The 16,321-nt window shown below is 60.6% G+C and carries 10 protein-coding genes and 1 pseudogene; 10 read left to right on the forward strand and 1 reads right to left on the reverse strand.

Features of this window, described 5'->3' with window-relative positions; all coding sequences use genetic code 11:
- Positions 1-25 precede the first annotated feature (25 nt).
- From CFE428DRAFT_RS18985 to CFE428DRAFT_RS19005, 5 genes are all read left to right on the forward strand, one after another.
- Positions 26-1,006, forward strand: a complete 981-nt coding sequence (locus tag CFE428DRAFT_RS18985) for a hypothetical protein (RefSeq protein WP_006981240.1) — start codon at positions 26-28, stop codon at positions 1,004-1,006.
- A complete protein-coding gene (locus tag CFE428DRAFT_RS18990; protein ID WP_006981241.1) occupies positions 1,003-2,598 on the forward strand; it encodes a right-handed parallel beta-helix repeat-containing protein in 1,596 nt (531 codons plus the stop codon). The genes CFE428DRAFT_RS18985 and CFE428DRAFT_RS18990 overlap by 4 nt, the downstream gene beginning before the upstream one ends.
- 176 nt (positions 2,599-2,774) lie before the next feature.
- The gene (locus CFE428DRAFT_RS18995; RefSeq protein WP_006981242.1) at positions 2,775-4,856 is read left to right on the forward strand and encodes a S1 family peptidase; all 2,082 of its coding nucleotides are present in this window, start codon (positions 2,775-2,777) and stop codon (positions 4,854-4,856) included.
- On the forward strand, positions 4,853-5,509 hold the full coding sequence (locus tag CFE428DRAFT_RS19000) for a thioredoxin domain-containing protein (protein ID WP_006981243.1): 657 nt from the start codon (positions 4,853-4,855) through the stop codon (positions 5,507-5,509). Before CFE428DRAFT_RS18995 ends, CFE428DRAFT_RS19000 begins: the two co-directional genes overlap by 4 nt.
- Before the next feature lie 55 nt (positions 5,510-5,564).
- Positions 5,565-6,224 carry a trimeric intracellular cation channel family protein gene (locus CFE428DRAFT_RS19005; protein WP_006981244.1) on the forward strand — a complete coding sequence of 220 codons (660 nt, stop codon included), beginning with the start codon at positions 5,565-5,567 and terminating at the stop codon, positions 6,222-6,224.
- Positions 6,225-6,449: 225 nt separating this feature from the next.
- Here the strand turns inward: CFE428DRAFT_RS19005 and CFE428DRAFT_RS33995 are convergent, their stop codons facing one another.
- Positions 6,450-7,760: a tetratricopeptide repeat protein gene (locus CFE428DRAFT_RS33995; protein WP_049975687.1), complete on the reverse strand. Its 1,311-nt coding sequence runs from the start codon at positions 7,758-7,760 to the stop codon at positions 6,450-6,452.
- A gap of 1,388 nt (positions 7,761-9,148) precedes the next feature.
- Between CFE428DRAFT_RS33995 and CFE428DRAFT_RS34000 the strand changes: the two genes are divergently transcribed.
- The 5 genes and pseudogenes from CFE428DRAFT_RS34000 to CFE428DRAFT_RS40780 all read left to right on the forward strand — a co-directional run bounded on the left by CFE428DRAFT_RS34000 (position 9,149) and on the right by CFE428DRAFT_RS40780 (position 16,283).
- Positions 9,149-10,858: a LamG-like jellyroll fold domain-containing protein gene (locus CFE428DRAFT_RS34000; RefSeq protein WP_006981247.1), complete on the forward strand. Its 1,710-nt coding sequence runs from the start codon at positions 9,149-9,151 to the stop codon at positions 10,856-10,858.
- Positions 10,855-12,570, forward strand: a complete 1,716-nt coding sequence (locus CFE428DRAFT_RS19020; protein WP_006981248.1) for a DUF7133 domain-containing protein — start codon at positions 10,855-10,857, stop codon at positions 12,568-12,570. Before CFE428DRAFT_RS34000 ends, CFE428DRAFT_RS19020 begins: the two co-directional genes overlap by 4 nt.
- A gap of 178 nt (positions 12,571-12,748) precedes the next feature.
- The gene (gene efp, locus CFE428DRAFT_RS19025; protein WP_006981249.1) at positions 12,749-13,306 is read left to right on the forward strand and encodes an elongation factor P; all 558 of its coding nucleotides are present in this window, start codon (positions 12,749-12,751) and stop codon (positions 13,304-13,306) included.
- Positions 13,307-13,534: 228 nt separating this feature from the next.
- Complete coding sequence (locus CFE428DRAFT_RS19030; RefSeq protein ID WP_131989529.1) at positions 13,535-14,371, forward strand: hypothetical protein; 837 nt, start codon at positions 13,535-13,537, stop codon at positions 14,369-14,371.
- Between the two features lie 864 nt (positions 14,372-15,235).
- Positions 15,236-16,283: pseudogene (locus CFE428DRAFT_RS40780) on the forward strand (rod shape-determining protein).
- Positions 16,284-16,321 lie beyond the last annotated feature (38 nt).

Here is a 16,321-nt window from a genome sequence, read left to right on the forward strand (position 1 = left end):
TTCCCGATCTCAAACAGACAACACTATGAAACGTTCCCCTCATTTTGTCTCCGTGTTGCTTGCCCTGGTCGTGACCTTCACCAGCGCCCGGGGCGCCGATGAAAAAAGCGCCGCCGCCAGCCAACCCATCACCAAAGGCCAGCGCGTCTACACGTGCGGGCATAGCTTCCACGTCTTCGTCTACCGCTTGCTCGACGAAGTCGCGAAGTCGGCGGGCATTGCGGATCATCAATCCGTGGGCCTTTCCAGCATCGGTGGCTCGCGCGTTATCCAGCATTGGGATGCGCCGAATGACAAATTCGGGTCGAAGGCGGCGCTGACCGCGGGGAAGGTCGACGTGCTCACGCTGTCGCCGATCTGGCTGCCGGACGAAGGTATCGACAACTTCGCCAAGCTGGGCGTGGAGCACAACCCGGACATCCGCGTTTTGGTGCAGGAATTCTGGATGCCGAATGATGAATACGTGCCGGTCTATCCACTGCAGGCGGGGAAGGGGATCGATCACAATGCGACCGATATCGCGGCATTGAAGGCGGCCAATGACAAATACTGCCACGATCTGGAGGATTACGTGAGCAAGGTGAACAAGGCGATCGGCAAGGAGGCGGTGTTTGTCGTGCCGGTGGGCGAAGCGGCGGACAAACTGCGCGAGAAACTCGTCGCCGGCCAGGCCCCGGGGCTGAAGATGCAGTGGGACTTGTTCCGCGATTCGTGGGGACATCCGGATGCGCCATTGCAAGTGCTCGACGCCTATTGCTATTTCGCGGCGATTTATCATCGCAGCCCGGTGGGATTGCCCATGCCGAAGGCGCTCGCCGCTTACAAGGTCGTGGGTCTCGACAAGGAACACAAAGTGCGCCCGCGCGGCACGACCCCGGTGCCGAACACTCCGCCCGCCGGACAGGAGATCAGCCAGCAGGACAAGGAAAAGCTGAACCGCATGCTGCAGGAGATCGCCTGGGATACGGTGACGCATCATTCGATGACGGGAGTGCGCGCCCAATGACACTCCAAGCGGCCAGCGTCATCGCCGGCCTCGTGCTGGCGGCGAATGCTTTGGCCGCGGATGTGCCGCAGCGTCCGACGATCAATGTGAAGGACTTCGGCGCGAAGGGAGATTGTCACCACGTCGTCGATGGCGCGATGCGCAAAGGGGCGGCGACGCTGACTTCGGCGAGTGCGCATTTCACGAAGGCGGATATCGGCCAATCGATCTATGTCGTCGGCGCCGCGGTGCAGAAATTTCCCGACCTCGGCGAAGTGTCCGGCGCGGCGTTGAGCAGCCACATTGCGGCGGTCACGGATGCGCACACCGTCACGCTCGCGGATTCCGCACAGTGCGATGCCGCCGACGTTTCGGTCACCTGGGGCACGGACGATTCGTCGGCCATCCGAAGCGCGATCGATTCGCTGAAGGACACCGGCGGCACGGTCTTTTTCCCCGCGGGAATGTATCGCGTCGTCTATCAAGGCGGGCCGGGCATCCAGGTCGCGGCGTCGAACATTCACTTGCAAGGCATCGGCAACGAAAGCGCGATCTTCAATTCGACTGTCATCTTCCATGCGAAAATGAAAGACGGCGTTCTCCGCACCGAGCAGGCTGGTGTGCCCGTGATCTACGTCGGCCAGCCGAAGGTCGCGATCGAGAACGTGGAGGTCGATCATCTCTGGCTCGGGGACAACGGCGGCGAATACGACTATGCGACCTGGGGGCCGCATGGACCGGCGGACATCGGTTCCGCGGGGAAGATCGATCACTTCAGTTTTCACGATCTCACCATCGCCACTCATTTCCTCTGCGGCGTGGGCACGGATTCGGAGACGACCGGTTTTTCCATCCACCACGTGACGGTAATCAGCACCGGCGAGCACGGCTTCTACCTGGCCGGCACGGGGGCCGACGGCGATGTGCATGACAACCGTATCCTCGGTGATCCGCGCAAGCCGATGCGCATGGGGATCGCCATCAAAAAGAAGGACCGCCTCCGCGTGACGCACAACGAAGTGGCGAACGTCGAGTTTCAAGGGATCAGCGTAGTGGGCGACGATCCCTCCTACACCTCGCACGATATCCTCATCGCGGACAATTGGCTCCACGATTTGCCCGCCTGGCACACCGATGGAATCACGATCTTCAATGCGGAAAACGTCGTCATCCGGCACAACCGGATCGCGGACACGAGTTGGATCGGCGTCGATCTGCGGACCACGCTCTATCCGGTTTCGCACGTGCTGGTTCGGGACAACATCATCACCCGCGCGAGCAACCGCGACCCGGCTTTCGCCATCGCGGTGCACTACGATCCGCCGCGCAATCTGGCTGCCGGTGCGGCCTATCCGGGCGTGGTGAGCGACATCACCATCGAGGGAAATAGCGTGACCGACTGCGCGCACGGCATCTCGATGAAAAACGTGAGCGGCCACAATCTCGTGCGCGACAACCGGGTCGAAAATCACGCTCCGTCCCCTTCCGCCGTCGGCTATCAGCTGGATGAGCTCCCCGATGCCACGACCGAATTCCGCAACAACGTCGGTGCGAATTGCGCCCGCTACGACATCGCCGCGAAGATCGCCAATACGGACAACCAACTTCATTAGGCGTGGAGGGACGCGCTCCTGCGCGTTCCCCAATATTTCCTACTATTCCCCTCCGCCTCCTTGGCTGGGGCGTGTCCCTCCGTTGGAAATTCAGTAGCGGAGCGGGAATCTTTGGATACTAGTTTGCGCAGTTTCACGGCTTGTCAGCCCAGACGATTCCGCAATTTAATTTACCTATGTATCCCCTGGTTTGTCTCCGCAGCGTGCGCGTGTTGAGGATCGCCGCGCTGCTTTTCTTGATCCTGGCTGCGCCGCTGCGTTCGATGGCGCTCGATGCCTCGGCTCTCCAGGCCATGGTCATCGTCGAGGGCGACGAAGGGCGCGGCTCCGGGTTTGTGCTGAAGATGGGGAACCAGACCTTCTTGATCACCAATTCCCACGTCATTCGCGGCAATCGGAATGTGAAATTCAAGAACCTGCACAATGCCGATCTGAGCACGGGTGCCCTGGAAATCGCCGATGAGGTGGACGCCGTCCGCGCCGAGGTGAGTAACGCCACGAACGTCCTCGAACTCGAACCGAATATCGACAAGCTCAAGATCGGCGACGAGGTCATCGTTGCGGGTAATTCGGAAGGCGCCGGTGTGGTGCGCGAGATTCCCGGCAAGGTCGTCGGCATCGGACCAGACCGTATCGAGGTAGACGCGGAATTTGTCCCGGGCAACAGCGGCAGCCCCATCCTGCTCAAATCCACGGGCAAGGTCATCGGCATTGCCACCTATCTGTATGTGCCACGCGGGCGCACCGGCGCGAAATCGCCCTTCAGCCTCAATGAGGTGCGCCGCTTCGGCTACCGCCTCGACACCGTCGGGAAATGGGTGACGCCGCCGAGCAAAAGTCGCCTGATGGAGGAGGGGATGAAGCTGGCTGAATTGGAAGACCTCTTCAAGACGATCACCTCGATCCTCGAAAGCAACGCCAACTTCGTCACCAAATGGGGCGCGAGTACTTTCGTGAATAAGGACGAGACGAAAGACTACCCGGCGTTTGTTTCGCTCAAGACGGCGATTGAGGATTTCGTGAAGGGTTACAAGGGGGCGGCGAACGGCGACGACAAAACTAAGGCGGCCACGGCATTTTTCGCGAAGATCAAGAGCGTGATGGACGAAGACACCCACGGGTTGGCGCAGAATCAATTCAGCGGTTTCTTCGGAACGCAACTCAAGGAGTCTCTCGATCAGTTCAAAAATTTCGGCGAGTGGTACGAGGGCACGGCGATGCCCGCCTATCGCGACAATTGGGTCACCTCGGAATTCATGGTTTCCGGCCGTTCGAGTTTGCCGAAGATCGACCCGGCGAAGTTCAAGCTCGTGCTGAGTGATCGGGTGGCACAGGGCGAGGCGCTGGATAATTGCCACCACGTATGGTACCCGACGGAAGCGGAGCCGGCGAACACCGCCGGTCTCTTTTGGATCATCGTCGATCCCGCGGGACAGCAGAAGGTCATGGAGATGCACCACACTTCGGTGCGCGTGCGCACGCCGGTCGCCGGCACTTACAAGGTCTATGTCGAGTTTCGCGGAGACGGCAGGTCGAAGACCGTCAGCAATGTCGTGGAGGTGAAATACGAAACCGCGGGTCTGGCCGTCACGACGCTGGAGGCCAGTGCCAGCCGGATGGCCAATGCGGTGATCGCCGCCAACTCCCCGGAGGCCTTCACCCTCACGGGCGTACGCCAGGGGACGAAGATCACGCTGCAGTATTTGCGAGGCGCCTGGAAATCGTGGGGGCGCATCGCCACCGCGCAGCCCGACGATCCGAACGCCGAAGGCGGCGACGTCTGCCGATTGGCCATTGCCCTGCCGGTCAAGGACGGCAAGGTCGGCGAAGTCCTCGCCGTTGTGCGGCCGAATACGCGCAAGGAAGCTTTCGTGTTCGAGGCGCAGCAGGATTATCCCACGCTTGTCCTGCGGATCAATAGCAAGGACATCAGCTACTCGGGAAATCCGGGGAGCGTCGAATACAAGCTTTCCGTCCAGCCGCCCGGCGCTCCCGCGCCCAGGGAGGAGGCGCCGCCGAAGGGATTTGCGGCGCTTGGACTTGGGCGGACCATGTTGCTCACCGGGAGCAATGAAGCGCGCTGGGAGCCGACGAAAGGCGAGTGGAAAATCGAGAAAGGAGTGCTCACTGGCACCGGCGACAGCATCGCGCATTGCAAGGTCACCGTCGCGCCGCCCTTTGCGCTGGAGTTCAAGATCAAAGTCCTGGCTGGGATGCGTCCCGCGCGTCAAATTGGGTTCGGTGTCGTTTGCCAATGAAGGCTACCAGCCCCACGCTCGCACTTTATCCGCCCGGCCGGGGCGGCGGCATGGTGGAATATCAATTGAACCAGACCCGCAGCATCTCGCTCCTGGTCCGGGACAAGAGCGTGCAATTGTATATCGATCGGCGACTCGTCTCGACCGGGCCGGGCCTCGACGAGGAATTGAAGAACCTGGAGTTTCGCGGTGGTGACTCGTGGTCGAAGGGGAAGGTGGAATTCCGCGATATTTCCGTGCTGCGTACGGATAACAACCTCGCGCCGGCCGATGGGCAGACCGAAGAGGCGGATGATCGCTCGGCGTTTCTCACTCCGCCGGGCAAGGATATCGACGCGGCGCTCCAACTCGCGGAGAAAGACAAAAAGCGCGTGCTCGTTTTCGTCCTCGATCCGCTCCAGCAGCACAGTCATCACCTCAAGGCGACGATGAGTTCGCCCGAGACGCAAAAGCTCATCGATGCAAATCTCGTCGTCGTGTTTGTCTCGGATCCGGAGGAGAAGCACATCGCCGGACAGGTTAGCGACGTCAGCCCCGCGCATCCGGCCTGGGTGCTGCTCAAGCCCGACGGCACCGTGGCGGAAAAAGGCGATGCCGCCATGGGTGCGAACCGCGGGCTGAAGTGGATCCAGAAGCTGGTTGCCCCGCAGTAAACCCGCTCCACGATTTGCGCTGCGCAACGCGGCTGCGTTCTGGCACAAAGCTGGGATGCCGGCCCTTTCGCTCCCGCTCTATATTGATTTCGGCGCGACGTTTCTGTTCGCCATCACCGGGGCGATGTTTGCCATCCGGCGCCATTACGATTGGGTGGGGCTCTTCGTCCTCGCACTGTGCTCCGGATTGGGCGGTGGCTTGTTGCGCGATGGTATTTTCATCAACGACGGCGCGCCGGCCGCGATGCGGCATGCGGGCTATCTATGGTCCGTCATCGCCGGGTGCATCGCCGCGGGTTTTTTCCATCGGCATGTGGGCAAGCTCGACCGCTTTTTTCTCTACGTCGATGCCCTCGGCCTCGGCGCCTACGGCGTGGTCGGCTCGACGAAAGCCGCGGCCGCCGGCCTTTCGTTGCCGGCCTCGATCGTCGTGGGTGTGGTCAATGCCGTCGGCGGCAGCCTCATCCGCGATGTGCTGACCAATACCGAACCCTTCCTCTTCAAGCCCGGCCAGTTTTATGTCGTCGCCGCATTGGCCGGTTGCGCGAGCTACGTGGCCGCGACGGAATGGTTGCATCTGCCCCTCAGCATCGCGGTATGGATCGCCATCGGTATCACCTTCACCGCCCGCACGCTTTCCATCGTCTTCAATTGGAAGACCGCGTCCATCCTGCCGCGGTCGACGCCGGAGGAAGACGCCAGCCCGCAGCGCTGACCGCGCTCGCGGTTCCCTGGGGGAGGGGCGATCTCCAGGTCCCCCTGCGTTGCGGAGCAACGCCCATGAGGATGGCGTTCCGCGCATTGGATTCGGTCAGCGACCTGGGAGATCGCCGCTCCCAGCGGGCGTCGCAGCCATCCATCTCGACTGAATGCCGATTCAACCTACGGTGCGAGCGCCTTCAATTCCCCCCGCGCCAATGGCCATTCCGCCAACATTTTTTCATCGCTCGCGACGCATTGATGAAAGGAATCCGCGGCGGTGGTTTTGTCTCCGGGCCAGCAGATGCTTCATGCCGACGTAGTATAACATCCGGGTCTGACAGCGGTGTTGCTCCTCGGTATTTTTGGTGGAGGTCGTCACGGCGGCGAGAAGGTCCGGTTCCTTCACTTTGTCCAAAAAGAATCCTCCCACGCTGCCGATCCAGTCGACGGGTTCCCCGTGTTTTCGCTTCTCGAGCCACGCGGTGAGTTCCGCATTGGCCGCGTCCGCTTCTCCATGCTGGCTGCGAATCAACCAGATGTACAAGTGCAAATAGCTCTCATCCGGATCGAGGATGGTGAGGGAGTGCCGATAATCCTGCAGCGCGTCCGTCCATTTGCCCATCAGCGTTTCCGTCACCGCCAGGGAGCTGTAGGCGGTCGAGTTCTTCGGATTGCTCTCGATCATCCGGCGGAAGTCGGCCTGTGCCTGATCCAGTTGATCCAAAGCGCGATAAGCCCGGCCTCGCGTGCGATAGACGACGGTGAGCTTGGGATTTTCTTCCAGAGCGCGATTGCAGTCGTCGATGGCTTTTTGAAATTCATTCCGCGCCACGAAGGCATACCCCCGGTCGGCATAGGCTTCGGCCAGATGAGGATCGAGGGTGATGGCATGGGTAAAGTCCGCGATCGCCTCCTCCATCCTGCGCTGTCTATTCCGCACCCGGCCGCGATCGATATAGTGCCATTTGTCATTCGGCTGGAGCGTGATGGCCTGGTTGTAATCCGCGACGGCGCCCTCGTAGTCGCGCTGCTCATATTTCGTTTCGCCGCGGCTCGAGTAGACCGCCGCCGTCTTCGGCGAGAGCTCGATGGCGCGGTTGAGATCGGCCAGCGAGCCGGCGAGATCGCCTTCGTGCCGGCGCGCATAGCCGCGGTTGCTATAGGCGGGTGGCAGTTTGGCATCGATGGTGATGGCCTTCGTGCAATCGGCGATGGCGTCTTCGTAACGGAATTGCAAATTCCGCACATAGGCGCGCCACGTGTAGAGGTGGGCGTCTTTCGGATCGAGTTCGAGTGCCTTGTTGTAATCCGCGATGGCGCCGTCATAATCCCCCGTATCCGTCCGGGCCTGCGCGCGATCCTTATAAGCGCGCACATCGTTGGGATTCCGGGCAATGCGCCGGGTGCGATCGGTAATGATATGGTCGGGCTTCCGCTGTTGTTCCACCCGGCGCTGCAGGAATTTCCGCAGAAACATGACTCCGCCGACACCGGCGCCGAGATCGGCGATCACCGCCAGCGCGATCCCCGCGATGATGAGGATTTTCACCTTGCGGCTCAGGCCGGCCGGGCGAGCCGAAATGGGAGGAGGAGCTGGGGGCGGTGGTGGCGGCGACGGAAAATCAGCCATGCATCCATGCAAACGCCACCAGCTACGTATCGGCAAGCGCGAAGCGGATGACGCCCCTGGGAGCGGCGACTTTCCAGTCGCCGACTGAAAAACTTGGCGCGAAGCGCCCTCTTCTTTGGGCAACGCTCCGCGGTGCAGGGCGACTGGAAAGTCGCCCCTCGTGTGCCCGGCATGGGCCTGAACTAATCAGATGAAACGAACTGATCGAAACTGATGGAAGTAATCGTAGCCGAACGACAAGGCAGCGACCGTGAGGTCGTGGCTGAAAGAAGTCGCAGGCAAAACTCCGACCGCAGGAAGACAAACTGGCAGAGAGGCCGGGCGTGGGCGACGAGCGTGCGAGGAACCGCGAAGTCCGAAGTCCATCCAGACACGTCAGGTAGAGCCAGGCGGCGCGGAGGGAGAGTTCAGGTTCTTACCCGGGGAGATCTCCTGTGTGAGAGCACGGGAGAAGTCAGCAGAGGCCGTAGTAGTGAAGAGGCCCGGCGAAAGTCGGGAAGAGCGAAGGGCCGAAGGAACGCAAACGAAGCAAGAGAAGCTAGCTAAAGCCCGATCGATTGGTCGAGAGCCAGCAGGTGGACAACTGCGGTCAGCCTGCGAGGCACGAAGAAGGCCCCTGGGTAGAAACCCTTCAAGCCGACTGAGGGACCAACGCCGAAGCTGCGCGACTCTGAAGAAGAAAACTCGTTTGCGGTTTCAACCGCCGGATGCGGAAAACCGCACGTCCGGTGGTGTGGGAGCCCTGACGGGCGCAATCCCGTCAGGGCGACCCGATCCAGGATCCCGCTTCCCATTTATCCTCTATTCTCCGGAGGAAAAATAGGGGCGATGCTTAGGCAGGGCCGGCGCCGCTACAGCTGAGAGGACTCTCACTGCAGTGCTAACCTTAAAAATGCACGCAGCTTGCGTCGGTTTTTTGACCACGGATTTCACAGATTGCACGGATTGGAGGTCGCCGCGGATTCTTTGATCCGTGGAATCCGAGAAATCCGTGGTTCATCTCCTCCTCAATCGAAAACCGTTTGGCTGCGGCTCGGCCGCGCTGCGCCGCTGCTTTTCGAACGCGGAGCGGGCCAGCGTTGTCTGGGCAATTTCGTCCTGTGGAACATGCCATCCATCCTCCGCCATTGCATATCCCTATCACCCCGCTTTGTGCGGTTCCGGACCGTCGAATTTGTAGGGCAGGGGCCCGATATTCTGCCGCTGCGAGTAGGGCGGGGTGGCCCGCGGCATTGCGCAATCCGTGGAAATTGGCATTGTCCTCGGCTCTTTCTGCGCCTGTTATTCCCGGCGCTTCTTTTCCGCCCATGCTGATTCGCCGCTTTTCTTCCTCTGTTGTCCTCCTGCTCGTGGTGGGTGTGTTAGTGATGTTTGGTGGTTCTGTCTCGGCCAAGGAGGCTGAACCGATCGAGATCAAGGCCGTCTCCGGATTGCGTTACGATCCGCCGCGCTTCGTGGTGAAGCCAGGGGCGAAGGTGAAGCTCGAGGTCGAGAATACCGACGACATGGCGCACAATTTCGTGATCGTCGCGCCGGGCGGGCGCATGGAGGTGGTGAATGCGGCGATGACCATGCCGGTGACGCCCGAGCAGACCTTCATCCCGCAGAGCGACAAGATCCTTTTCCACACGCCGGTGCTCATTCCCGGCAAATCGGCCTCGCTGGAATTCACCGCGCCGACCGAGGAAGGCGTGTATCCTTATATCTGCACCTATCCAGGGCACGGCATGGTGATGTTTGGCGCGATGTATGTGACCAAACAGAAGGAGAAGGACCTGCCCAAGGTGGCTGACGACGAAAACCTGCCGGAGCTCATTCGCGAGCAGGCGAAGAACCCAATCCTGCACGCCTTTCCCATCGACACCCCGCACTGGTATCGCATCTTCATGCGCGACAGCGGCCCGGCTTCCATCGCGGTGCAATTGCCCGATGGCCAGAACTACTGCTGGGATGCGGGCGCGTGCCGGTTGCGCTACGCGTGGCGCGGCGGCTTCGTCGATCCGATGGACCACTGGCGCGGCAACGGCGACGGCTTCGCCGAAGTGAAGGGGACGATCTATTACCGCTCGACGCCGTATTTCCCGCTGCGGATCGGCGATGAGAAAAAGATCCCGCATGATATTCGCTTCCGCGGTTACAACATCGTCGATGGGTTGCCGGAGTTTCACTATCAAGTCGACGACGTGGACGTCCGCGAGTTGATCAAGGCGGCGCATCACGGCGGATTCGAGGAGACCTTCAGGATCACCGGCACGAAGCAGCCGGTCTTTTTCGTGACCGATCCGAATGGCGGCGCGGCCGTGGCCTCGGAGGCGGGCACATTTAACAATGGCGTCCTGAAATTACCGGCGGCCAAGGCGAAGGAGTTCACCGTGACGTTCATGGAAATCCTCAACAAGGAACCGATCGGCTACTGGTCGATGGATGATGTGCTCACGGTGAAGAAGCCGTTGCCGGTGCCGGGCGTGAAGAATCGCGCGCTCATCTTCGATGGCAAAAAGGCGCAGCACGACACCGGCTTGAAGAGCGAGTCGTTCGGCGCGGATGCCACGTTTTCCATTTGGGTGCAACTGAGCAGTCCACCCGATCCCGACCAGGTGTGTATCGGTGCCGCGGAAGGCGAGGGCGAGTTTGCGCTCGGCGCGAATATCGGCGGCGTGTCCGGCTACGGCGTACGTCTGAAAAGTGGAAAGCTGGATACGAAGATCGTCGCCGCTGTGCCGACGGAGGCGGACGGCAAATGGCACCATCTCGCGGCCACGCTCAATGCCAAGGGGCTGCGTTTTTATTTCGACGGCAAGCCGGCCGGTTCCGGAGCGGGCGGGCCGCTACCGCCGGGCGCGGAGTTTTATCTCGGCTCGAATGGCAGCACGCATTTCGCCGCGGCCACGCTCGATGAAGCGCGCATCTATGCCCGTGCGCTGGATGCGAAAGAGATCGAAGCGATCTACGAAAACGAGCGGCCGAAAGCCCCGGTGAGCGCGCCGGTGAAACCCACTTCCAAACACGCCAAATGAAACGCTTTCTCCTGCCTCTCCTTCTCGCCGCGCGTGTGGCCTTGGGTGCGGAAACCGCCGCGCCGAGCGACTATTACAAGGTCGAAAATATCGCCACGCCGCCGGGCCTTTCCGCGGAAGTCGGCGGCCTCACTTTTACTCCGGATGGCCACCTCATGGCCTGCTTCCATCGCGGCGAAGTGTATTCCTACAATCCCGAGACGAAGGAGTGGAAACTCTTCGCCCAAGGGCTGCAGGATCCGCTGGGGATCATTGCGCCGAAGAATGATGAAGTGATCGTCATGCAGCGCTCGGAACTCACCCGCCTGCGCGATACGAATGGCGATGGCGTGGCCGATAGCTACGAGACGATTTGCGATTCCTTCGGCATGACCGGGAACTATCACGAGTTTGCCTTCGGCCCGCTGCCGGCGCCGGATGGCGGCTGGTTTGTGGCGCTGAATACGGCGTCGAATGGCGCGGGCATTCGCCAGGAATTGCGCGGTGAGTTTCGCGATCTGGGCCGCGAGGGGCGCATGTATTCGGTCGTGCCCTGGCGCGGCTGGGTGGTGAAGATTTCGCCGGATGGCAAGCTCACGCCGTGGGCTTCGGGCTTCCGTTCGCCGAATGGACTTGGCTACGACAGCAAGGGCCGCCTCTTCGTTACTGACAACCAGGGCGACTGGATCGGCGCCTGCCCGCTTTATCACGTGGAGAAGGACAAGTTTTACGGACATCCGGCGTCGCTGGTGTGGAAGAAAGGCGAGACCCGCGATCCGCTGACCATCCCGATGAAGGAGCTCGATGCTATGCGCACGCGGGGCAGCATCGTCTTCCCGTATTTGGCCTCGATGGCGATGTCGGCCACTCAACCGCTCACGGATACGACGGCGGGAAAGTTCGGGCCGTTTGCCGGGCAGATGCTCGTGGGTGAGATGAATCACGCGCGCATCCTGCGTATGATGATGGAGGAAGTGGACGGGCAGTTGCAGGGCATGGTCGTGCCGCTGCTGGAAAGTCATGGCCTGCACAAGGGCGACAACCGCGTGGCCTTCGCGCCGGATGGCAGCCTGTGGGTCGGGCAGACCGATCACGGCTGGGCAGGGGACAAGGGCATCCAGCGCATTTCGTGGACGGGCAAGGTGCCGCTCGATGTGAAGGAAATGCACCTCACGAAGACCGGCTTTGAGATGACCTTTACGCAACCGCTCGAGACCGCGGCGGCGAGCAATCCGGAATCGTACAAAGTGCGGCGTTACTATTACGAATACCACGAGCCCTACGGTTCACCGGAGTTCGATCTGCAGGAGATCACACCGAAGTCGGTGGCCCTTTCGGAAGACCGCACCAAGGTGACGCTGGGGTTCGACCCGGTGGTAGCGTGGCGCATCTATGAGTTTCACCTCGACGCATTGAAGGGCGATGACGGTGCCGCCGTCGCGAATCCGCTCGTCGCGTATACCTTGAATCATCTCGTCGGCGCGAAGACCCCGCCGCCGCCTCCGCCGGGCCCAGGCAAGAGCGAAACCGCCAAGAAAGATGAGGAGAAAAAGCCCGAGGCGGACAAGCCTGCGCCCGCCACACCCACGCCGACGCCCAAGCCCAAGGGCGGCGCCAAAAAACCTGCCGCCACGCCGACTCCGGCGCCCGCGCCCGCAACTCCGACGTCCAAGCCGAAGGGCAAGGGCAAGCCGGCGACGCCAACCCCGACGCCCACGCCGAAGAAGAAGTAATCAGTGTTCAGTAATCAGTAGGAGCGCACGGGGCGCGAACTGACCACTGATTACTGAGTACTCTATACTGATTACGGGACATCGCCCCACTTCCCCCTTGCCAGACCCTAAAGTGTCGTCCACATTCGCCCTCCCTTTTTACCCACCAACGAAGCTCTCTTCCCACTGATTTTCTAATATGGCCGCCGCCAACGATCTCCGCAAAGGCATGTGCATCCGCTACAATGGCAACCCTGCCATCGTGCTTGAAGTGCAGCACCGCACGCCGGGCAACCTCCGCGCCTTCGTGCAGGCCATCATCCGCTACATCGGCACCGGCAAGAGCGCGGACGTGCGCTTTGGCTCGACGGACAAGGTTGAGACCGTGGACGTGGAGCGCAAGGAGGTCGAGTATTCCTACAAGGATCAGACCGGTTTCCACTTCATGGATCCGGAGAACTACGAGACGATCGATTTCGACGAGGCGTTCGTTGGCGACACCAAGGAATATCTCACCGAGAACCTGAAGGTGGAAGTGCTCTACGTGGAAGGCAAAGCGGCCAGTATCACCCTGCCGTCGTCGGTCGTGCTGACCGTCACCGAGAGTGCCGAAGGTGTCCGCGGCGACAGCGCGAACAACGTGCAGAAGCCCGCCACGCTCGAGACTGGCAAGATCATCCAGGTTCCGCTCTTCGTGAAGGAAGGCGAGAAGGTGAAGGTCTCGACCGAGAACGGCTCCTACATGGGACGCGCGTAAGGGCTGCAGAAAGTTGAGAGTTGAGGGTTGAGAGTTGAGAGCCGCGGGTTTGGTTTTCAGCGTCAACTCTGCTTTTCCGCGCACAATCGACTGATTGTGGGTGGTGGTAATCGGAACGCCCGTTTCGCAAACGAGCGCGTGGCTCTCAACTCTCAACCCTCCACTATCAACTAATTTCCCCCTTTGGCTCGACGACCGGCTGCTCGCTCTGCTAAGCCTGCTGCGCGCGTGAGCCGAAAGAAACTACCTGCCCGATCTGCCAATCGAAAGGCGACGAGTCGTCTACAGCTTCAGGGGGCGGCGGCGATGTCGCGCGGGTGGTCCGTTCCGCAGCGCTGGGTGAAGAACTTCGTCGGCGTCTTTCTCCTGCCGGTGGCGTGGGTGCTGACCCAGACTTTTTTCAGCGCCTTTTCCAAGGCCGGGCACGACGCGGATTTTTGGATGAGCGAGGAGTTTTGGTTCTTCGGGCTCGGGGCGGCGCTGTGGACCCTGTGGTTCTTTGGCAGCATCTGGTCGCTCGGGCAGCCGCGCCCATTGCGCGCGTATGTCTTCGGCCACGAACTCACGCATGCCATCTGGGTGTGGATGTGGGGCGGGCGGGTGAGCCACATGGAGGTGTCGCGCGAGGGCGGCTACATCCTCACCGACACGCACAATTTCTGGATCGCACTCGCGCCGTATTTTTATCCCCTCTACAGCCTCGTCGTCGTCATCGGTTTCGGCGTGGCGAGCCTTTTCTGGGACATCACCCATGTGCGGGAGACGTTCATGCTCATGACGCCCATGCAGTGGATGTTCCTGCTCCTCGGCGCGACGTGGGCGTTTCATCTCAGTTTTACCATCTGGATGATCCCGAAAGGGCAGACCGACCTCACTTATCACGGCACCTTTTTCTCGCTGGTCATCATTTACCTGATGAACCTGCTGCTCGTCGCGGTGATCCTGATCGTCGGTTCGCGGCACCTGAGCTTTGCCGGCTTCGGCCGGGCGCTGCTCGAGAATGCGGAAACGTTCTCCGCGCAGGCGGTGGCGGTGTATCGGCAGGTGCGGGCGGCCATGCCCTAAGCACTATCCACATCCCAAGGAGGCAGCAGAGAAGGCCCGCGAATCACGCAAATAACGCGAATGGGGATGGTTCCATTCGTGTGATCCGCGTCATTCGCAGGGTTTCATCTCTTCGTCTTGTGCAGTGCGAACCTGAAAAGTGTCCGCAGCTTGCGGAAATTCTTTAACCGCGAATGGCCACGAATAAACGCGAATAGAAAGACCGCGTTTTGCCGCCTTTATTCGCGTTCATTGGCGTCCATTCGCGGTTCTCTTTTGTTTCTTCTCTGCTCCTCTGCAGTGCTAACCCTGAAAATGTCCGCACGGCGCGTAGAATTTTGGCCCGCGAATGACGCAAATAACACGAATGAGGGCAGATCATTCGAGTCATTCGCGTGATTCGCGGGCCACTTCCCTTTACCTGGCTTTCCGCGGTTCGCGGCTCCTTTTGGTTGCGGCTTTGCCGCGCTGCGGCCGCTGCGTTTAAAATTTCTTTGGTAGCGGCTCTGCCGTGCTGCGACATTTTGACCTTCATCGTCGACAATCGATGAATGACGTTGGACTGGAGTCCAAGGGCAAGCTTCGGGCGAAACTCACCGCCGTGGATTCGCGGTTAGTGGCAGTCGGGAAGTGTAAAGACTACGTAAAATAGCGAATCCTACAGAAAAACCCTGAAAGTTATCCTGAGTGCCAGTGTTTAAAACACCTGGGAATATGGCGCGATTTATTTTGACGCTACGGGGCAGTCCCTCCTAATTGTAGTCGCTTTTTGCCCCTACGAGCACCCGTGAAAACGGCGGGTGACTACTAAAACCGCCGTGCTTGTATCGCGCAGAACGTCACTCCAGACACAACTTTTACGATTTACGAAGAGGTTCATACTGAATGTTTAATGGAATTTTTGGGCTGCTCTCCAACGACATCGGCATCGATCTAGGCACGGCGAACACCCTTGTGTACGTCAAGGATCACGGCATCGTCCTGCGCGAGCCGTCCGTGGTTGCCGTGCAGGTCGGTACCAGCCATGTGCTGGCCGTGGGCGATGAGGCCAAGCGTATGCTGGGCCGCACCCCGGGTAATATTGTCGCCATCCGACCCTTGAAAGATGGCGTCATCGCCGATTTCGAGATTACCGAGGCGATGCTGCGTCATTTCATCCACAAGGTGCATAACCGCCGCACCCTGTTTAAGCCGCGTCCGCGCGTGGTCATCGCCGTGCCGAGCGGCATCACCGAAGTGGAAAAGCGCGCGGTCAAGGAATCCGCCCTCCGTGCCCGGTGCGCGCGAAGTGCACCTCATCGAGGAGCCCATGGCGGCCGCGATCGGTTGCGGCCTGCCGGTGCAGGACGCCGCGGGTAACATGATCATCGATATCGGCGGCGGCACCACGGAAGTGGCGCTCATTTCCCTTTCCGGCATCGTCTTCTGCCGCAGCGTGCGCGTGGCGGGCGATGAACTCGACGAGGCCATCATCCAGTACATGAAGCGCGCCTACAACTTGATGATCGGTGAACGCACCGCCGAAGACATCAAGATCAAGATCGGCAGCGCTTATCCCATCGAGAAAGAGACCACGATGGAGGTGAAAGGCCGCGACCTCGTCGCCGGTCTGCCGAAGACTTTAACCATTACCTCGCAGGAAGTGCGCGAAGCGTTGCTCGAACCGATCTCGACCATTGTCGATTCGGTGCGCGTGACCCTCGAACGCTGCCCGCCCGAACTTTCCGCCGACCTTGTTGACCGTGGGCTTGTGCTCGCGGGCGGCGGCGCGCTGCTGCGCGGCCTTGATCGTCTGCTTACCGAAGAAACAGGATTGCCGGTCCACGTGGCCGAAGATCCGCTCAGCGCCGTGGCCGAAGGCACGGGTCGCGCCTTGAGCGAGATCAAGTTCCTGCGCCAGGTAGCGACGAGCGACAGCCGCTGGTCGCACTAAAAACATCCGCGGGCATGACCGCTCTCGCTAAACGCCAA

Origin of the sequence: Chthoniobacter flavus Ellin428 (assembly GCF_000173075.1) — a bacterium.
Classification (GTDB): Bacteria; Verrucomicrobiota; Verrucomicrobiia; order Chthoniobacterales; family Chthoniobacteraceae; genus Chthoniobacter; species Chthoniobacter flavus.